The sequence below is a fragment of the Intestinibacter sp. genome, assembly GCF_022780145.1.
Taxonomy (GTDB): domain Bacteria; phylum Bacillota; class Clostridia; order Peptostreptococcales; family Peptostreptococcaceae; genus Intestinibacter.
On sequence record NZ_JALEXO010000128.1, the window covers coordinates 1 to 5,910 of the forward strand.

Below are 5,910 nucleotides of genomic sequence, written 5' to 3' on the forward strand. Positions count from 1 at the left end.
TCAACTTGCATGTGTTAGGCACGCCGCCAGCGTTCATCCTGAGCCAGGATCAAACTCTCAAAATAAAGCTTCATCTTGCTCAGACTAATCATTATCGAATATCTGGCTTGGTTTGTTGGTTTTAATTCGTGTGAATTAAAGTTTATATTTAACCTACTGTTTAATTTTCAAAGTTCATTTGCTTAAGTCAGCTTATTTAGTTTAACAAATTTATTTTTCTTTGTCAAGAACTTTTTTAAGCTTTTTGTTGAGATTTCGTTCAACCTCTTAAGCTCTTGCCCTCTCTCTCAAGGACAAGTAATATAATACCACCGAAAAACAAATTCGTCAACACTTTTTTTATTATTTTGCAATTTTATTTATTAATTCTTCTGTAACACTTGCTATAACTGTATTGTTAGAAGAAACTTTTTTAGATTTTGTAGTCCTTTCAAAAATATTTATAACATTTTTACACATATAACAGAATACTTGTATAGATAAAAAGCATATACTTATTAAACACAACCAATTTAAAATTTGTAACATAGTAATATCCTCCTGTACTTTTCTTTACTAAATTCTAAAAGGATATTACTATTTCCTTTACAAAAATTCTCACCAATTATCACATATTAATATATATTGATTCATTTTATTCTATTTTATAAATATATTTTTTGAATTTTATATAGTTATTTTATATTTCAGTGTTGTTTTTAATAATAATTTAGATTAATTCTTTAGCTCTCCTACTAAATAAGATAATATAAGTGCAACGGCATTTATAAGAACGATACTTGCCCCTGTAGGTATTGAATACAAATAAGACAATACCATTCCCAAGAAGAAGCATATTACTGACACTATAGCTGAACATATTATTACACTTCTAAATGTCTTAAATATTCTCATAGATATCAATGCTGGAAATATTATTAAGCTAGATATAAGCATAGTCCCCATTATTCTCATGCCGACAACTATAGTTATTGCTGTTAACACTGCAATTATCATATTATAAATATCTGCTCTTGTTCCTGTAGCCTTTGAAAACGACTCATCAAATGTTACTGCAAATATTTTATTATAGAAAAATACAAATAAAATAAGTACTACTATAGATAGACCTATACTTAAATATACATCTGATTCAGACATAGCCAAAATACTACCAAACATATAGCTATTTACATCTGTATTCATACCTTTAGTCAAAGCAGTTACTACAACCCCTATAGCAATAGATACAGTGGATATCAACGCTATGGCTGAATCTCCTTTAATCTGGCTATTTTCACTCAATCTAAGCAAGATAATAGCTGCTACAGTTACTATAGGTGTAGATATATACAAAGGCGCTACATTCATTGCAACTGCTATTGTAAGTGCTGCAAATGCTACATGTGATAATCCATCACCTATCATAGAATATCTTTTTAAAACTAAACTCACACCTAATAAAGCTGAGCAAAGTGCCACTAATCCACCTACTATCATAGCTCTAACTATAAATGTATAAGACATCATATCACTCAATACACTAATCAATATCGGCACCTCCTATAAATTTTCTTCCGACTTCACTTTCTATATAATCCTGTGTATACCCAAAGAATTTAATTTTTTTCTTCAAGTGAAGTATTTTATTTGCATTGTTTATAGCAAAATTTATATCGTGCGATACCATTATAATAGTTATTCCATTGTTATTTATTTCTTTTATCAAACTATACATCTCGCGAGTCACAGTCGGATCTAATCCTGTTATCGGCTCGTCTAGTACTATTATCTTTTTAGTAGCACAAAGAGCTCTAGCTAATAAAACTCTCTGCTGTTGTCCTCCAGATAGCTCTCTAAATGATTTTTTCTTTATATTTTCTATATTAAGAGATTTAATCATTTCATTGGCTAATTTTTTATCTTTAGAAGAGTAAAATGGATTCATCCCCCTTGAATTCAAGCATCCAGATAAAACTACCTCATACACAGATGCCGGAAAATCCTTTTGTGCCTGTGTCTGTTGAGGTAGATATCCTATCTCATTTTTATTTAGATTATCGCCAAAAATAATTTCACCTGATTTAATACCTTCAAGTCCTAATATAGTCTTCACCAAAGTACTTTTCCCAGCTCCATTTTCGCCGACTATACACAAATAATCGCCTTCTTCTATAGAAAAAGAAACATCCTCTAATACTACTCTATTTTCGTATTTTACACTAAGATTTTTACATTCAATTTGACTCATTTAAAATATTCCTTTCCAATTAAAAATTACTGTAATGCCACTTTAAGAGTTTTTATATTTTCCCTCATCAGAGAAACATAAGTAACCCTCTTTTCAAAATCCTGTTGACTGACATTATGAACAGCATTTAAGCACATAGTTTTTGTGTTTGTCTCCTCTGCTAAAGTATTAGCAACTTTTTCATTGCTTAGTTCGACATGTAGTACAACTGGTATGTTTTCCTTTTTAATAAAATTAATTAAATATGAAATCGTATCTGCTGATGGCTCCATTTCATCGCTACATCCAGGAAATGCAGCCTTATAATCAAGCCCGTATTCTTCTACAAAATACTTAAACGGAAATCTATCTCCAAATACTAAAGTTTTTCTCTTAGCATGCTTAACTATATTTCTAATTTGCGCATCTATATCGTTTATTTCTGATATATATTCCTCTGCATTTTTCTTATATGTTTCTTGTTTTTCCTCATCCAATTCACATAAAACACTTTCTATCTTCTCTATTATTTTTATTGCATTTTTAGGTGATGTCCATACATGCTCGTCATATTCAATTTCTGAAGAATGTTCGTGATCAGAATCCTCATAATCATCGTGTGAATGAGTACTAACCCCTTCAAGACCAACAGTTTCATCCTCTTCTATTAAAGTTACACAATCCTCTAGTTTCACAATCTTCGTCTTACTAGTATCTAACGAGTCTAATATCCCTTCTACCCATTCATCGTTTTCTCCACCTGTATATATAAATAAATCTGAATTCTCTATCTTTTGTATATCTTCAGGTGTAGGCTCATATGAGTGTGATTCTACCCCTGGCTTTATAAGCATACTTATATCTGCTTCATCTTTTGCTACAGCTCTGGCAAAATCATATTGTGGAAATGAAGTTACAACTATTTGTAGCTTATTATCTTGGTTTATTGTAGCCTGTTTATTTTTTATTCCATTTTCAAAAATCGCACCTACTCCCAATAATATAGCTACTATCAATATAACAATACCTATTTTTTTCTTATTCATTTTTTCCTCCTATTTTATTTAAACATTCTTTACATGTTCCATAAAAAACAGTCTTCGAGCTATCTATCTCAAATCCGTGATCTTCGCACAAATGCATTTTTAAGTCATTTAAAAAGCTACAATCCAAATGATATAACTTGCCACAAACCTTACATTTCAAATGAAAATGATTTTGGCATTCTTGATTCTTATCTATATATTGATAACATGCACAAATTCCTTTTTCGATTATATATTTTCGTATTATACCCTTTTGCTCTAATTCATCCATATATCTATAAGCAGTCGTCTTTCCAACAGGAGAATCGACTTTCCTTGTATATTCTATTATTTCATCAACTGTTACATGTCTATTTTTATTATCGACTAAAAATTTAAATATTAATTCCCTTTGCTTAGTTTTATATTTTCCTCTACTACTAACGCTCAATTAACTCCTCCTCACTTTCGATTAAATTTGTATAAAAAAATAGTTATTCGAAAACGAAACTGGTTTTCTGTTTCATTTTCAAATAACTATTATATACCTTCATTATTTTAGTGTCAAATTTTTAAATAATTGACTTATATACCATATATACCATAAAAAATACTTGTAACAAAGCTATTTCATTACAAGTATTTTTATAATTTATTTATCTCTATATTAATTTAATCTTACTCTTCTTCTTCAGCGTTTTTAGCAGCGCCAATTGGTTTCATAGTTGGGAATAATATTACGTCTCTTATTGAAGCTGAGTCAGTAAGTAACATAACAACTCTATCTACACCTATTCCTAATCCACCTGTTGGAGGAAGACCTACTTCTAGTGCATTTATGAAATCTTCGTCCATATCGCAAGCTTCGTCGTCACCTAATTCTTTCTTTCTTAATTGATCTAAGAATCTACCTTTTTGGTCGATTGGGTCATTTAATTCAGAGAATGCATTAGCTAATTCCCATCCATTTGCGAAAGCTTCGAATCTATCAGTTAATCTTGGATCTTCTTTGCTTCTCTTAGCAAGTGGAGATATTTCAACTGGATGTTTAGTTATGAATGTTGGTTGGATTAATTTATCTTCACCAAATTCTTCAAAGAACGCACTTATAACTTCCCCTCTTCTCATTCCTGGAGTTATTTCTATACCTTTTTCTTTAGCTATAGCTAGAGCTTCTTCGTCTGTTTCTATTTCGTTAAAGTCTACGCCTGAGTATTCTTTAACACAGTCTATCATAGTCATTCTCTTCCATGGTGGTTTGAAGTCTATTTCTTTACCTTGGTAAGTAACTTTAGTGCTTCCTGTAGCTTCTTCTGCCATGTAAGCTATTAGATTTTCAGTTAATTCCATTATATCTTCATAGTTTGCATAAGCTTGGTATAATTCTATAGTGTTGAATTCTGGGTTATGTTTAACGTCCATACCTTCATTTCTGAATATTCTTCCGTATTCATATACTTTATCGAATCCACCTACTATAAGTCTCTTTAAGTATAATTCTGTTGCTATTCTTAAGTACATTGGTATATTTAATGTATTGTGATGAGTTACGAAAGGTCTAGCATTAGCTCCACCAGCTATAGTGTTTAATACTGGAGTTTCTACTTCTATGAATCCTCTTTCGTCTAAGTAATTTTTCATAGCTTTTACAGCTTTATTTTTTATTAAGAAAGCTTCTTTTACTTCTGGATTTACTATTAAGTCTACATATCTTTGTCTATATCTTAAGTCTGGGTCTTTTAATCCATGGAATTTTTCTGGTAGTACTTGTAATGATTTAGATAATAATACTACACTTGTTGCTTTTACTGATATTTCTTCTCTTTTTGTTTTAAATACAGTACCTTCAACACCTATAATATCACCTATATCATATGTCTTGAAGATAGGGTATTCTTCTTCACCTATAGCGTCTTTTCTAACGTAGCATTGTATTCTACCTTGAGAATCTTGTACATCTATAAATCCAGCTTTACCTTGGATTCTTTTGCTCATCATACGACCTGCTATTCTTACAGTTTGACCTTCTTTAGCTTCGAAATTATTCTTTATATTCATTGAATAATCGTTTACATCGTATTGTGTTTGTTCAAATGGGTTTCTTCCCATATCTATAAGATTTTGTAATTTATCTCTTCTTACTTGTAATACTTCACTAAGTTCTTCTTGTGTTTCTATGTTTTTTTGTTGATGTTTACTCATTTGTTCCTCCCTCTTCTATCTATTTATTTCTAAAACTTTGAATTTAACTACTCCGTCTGGTGCTTGTATTTCTAATTCTTCACCTACTCTAGCACCTAATAGTCCTTTTCCTACTGGTGATTCATTAGATATTTTTCCATCGAATGGATCAGCTTCAGAAGAACCTACTATTGTATATTCAACTTCTTCTTCAAAATCATAATCATATAATTTAACTATTGAACCTGCAGTTACAATGTTAAGATCTATTTGGCTTTCATCTATAACATCTGCATTTCTTAATTTTTCTTCAAGTTTTATTATTTGTTCTTCTAATTTTGCTTGTTCATTTTTAGCTTCATCATACTCAGCATTTTCTGATAAGTCCCCAAAACCTATAGCAATTTTTAATCTTTCTGCAACTTCTTTTCTTTTTACTGTTTTTAAGTATTCTAATTCTTGTTCAAGCTTGTCATAACCCTCTTGAGTAAGTAA

The 5,910-nt window shown here is 30.5% G+C and carries 7 protein-coding genes and 1 rRNA gene; all 8 read right to left on the bottom strand.

Going from position 1 to position 5,910, the window contains the following annotated elements; translation table 11 throughout:
* Positions 1-65: ribosomal RNA gene (locus MR593_RS04815) — 16S ribosomal RNA — on the bottom strand; the annotation flags it as partial.
* Between the two features lie 277 nt (positions 66-342).
* Positions 343-528, bottom strand: a complete 186-nt coding sequence (locus MR593_RS04820; RefSeq protein ID WP_290690310.1) for a hypothetical protein — start codon at positions 526-528, stop codon at positions 343-345.
* A gap of 186 nt (positions 529-714) precedes the next feature.
* Positions 715-1,530 carry a metal ABC transporter permease gene (locus MR593_RS04825; protein WP_290690313.1) on the bottom strand — a complete coding sequence of 272 codons (816 nt, stop codon included), beginning with the start codon at positions 1,528-1,530 and terminating at the stop codon, positions 715-717.
* Positions 1,523-2,230, bottom strand: coding sequence for a metal ABC transporter ATP-binding protein (locus tag MR593_RS04830; RefSeq protein WP_290690315.1), 708 nt, complete (start codon positions 2,228-2,230; stop codon positions 1,523-1,525). Before MR593_RS04830 ends, MR593_RS04825 begins: the two co-directional genes overlap by 8 nt.
* A 26-nt stretch (positions 2,231-2,256) precedes the next feature.
* Positions 2,257-3,255 carry a metal ABC transporter substrate-binding protein gene (locus MR593_RS04835; protein WP_290690317.1) on the bottom strand — a complete coding sequence of 333 codons (999 nt, stop codon included), beginning with the start codon at positions 3,253-3,255 and terminating at the stop codon, positions 2,257-2,259.
* A complete protein-coding gene (locus MR593_RS04840) occupies positions 3,248-3,685 on the bottom strand; it encodes a Fur family transcriptional regulator (RefSeq protein ID WP_290690320.1) in 438 nt (145 codons plus the stop codon). The genes MR593_RS04835 and MR593_RS04840 overlap by 8 nt, the downstream gene beginning before the upstream one ends.
* A 227-nt stretch (positions 3,686-3,912) precedes the next feature.
* Positions 3,913-5,436 carry a lysine--tRNA ligase gene (gene lysS / locus MR593_RS04845; RefSeq protein ID WP_290690322.1) on the bottom strand — a complete coding sequence of 508 codons (1,524 nt, stop codon included), beginning with the start codon at positions 5,434-5,436 and terminating at the stop codon, positions 3,913-3,915.
* 15 nt (positions 5,437-5,451) lie between these two features.
* Positions 5,452-5,910, bottom strand: a 459-nt coding sequence (greA, locus tag MR593_RS04850) for a transcription elongation factor GreA (RefSeq protein ID WP_290690324.1), incomplete at its 5' end; no start/stop codon positions are given.

Coding starts and splice junctions, on each gene's coding strand:
- MR593_RS04820 (WP_290690310.1), bottom strand. CDS start 528: ATGTTACAAATTTTAAATTGGTTGTGTTTAATAAGTATATGCTTTTTA.
- MR593_RS04830 (WP_290690315.1), bottom strand. CDS start 2,230: ATGAGTCAAATTGAATGTAAAAATCTTAGTGTAAAATACGAAAATAGA.
- MR593_RS04835 (WP_290690317.1), bottom strand. CDS start 3,255: ATGAATAAGAAAAAAATAGGTATTGTTATATTGATAGTAGCTATATTA.
- lysS (WP_290690322.1), bottom strand. CDS start 5,436: ATGAGTAAACATCAACAAAAAAACATAGAAACACAAGAAGAACTTAGT.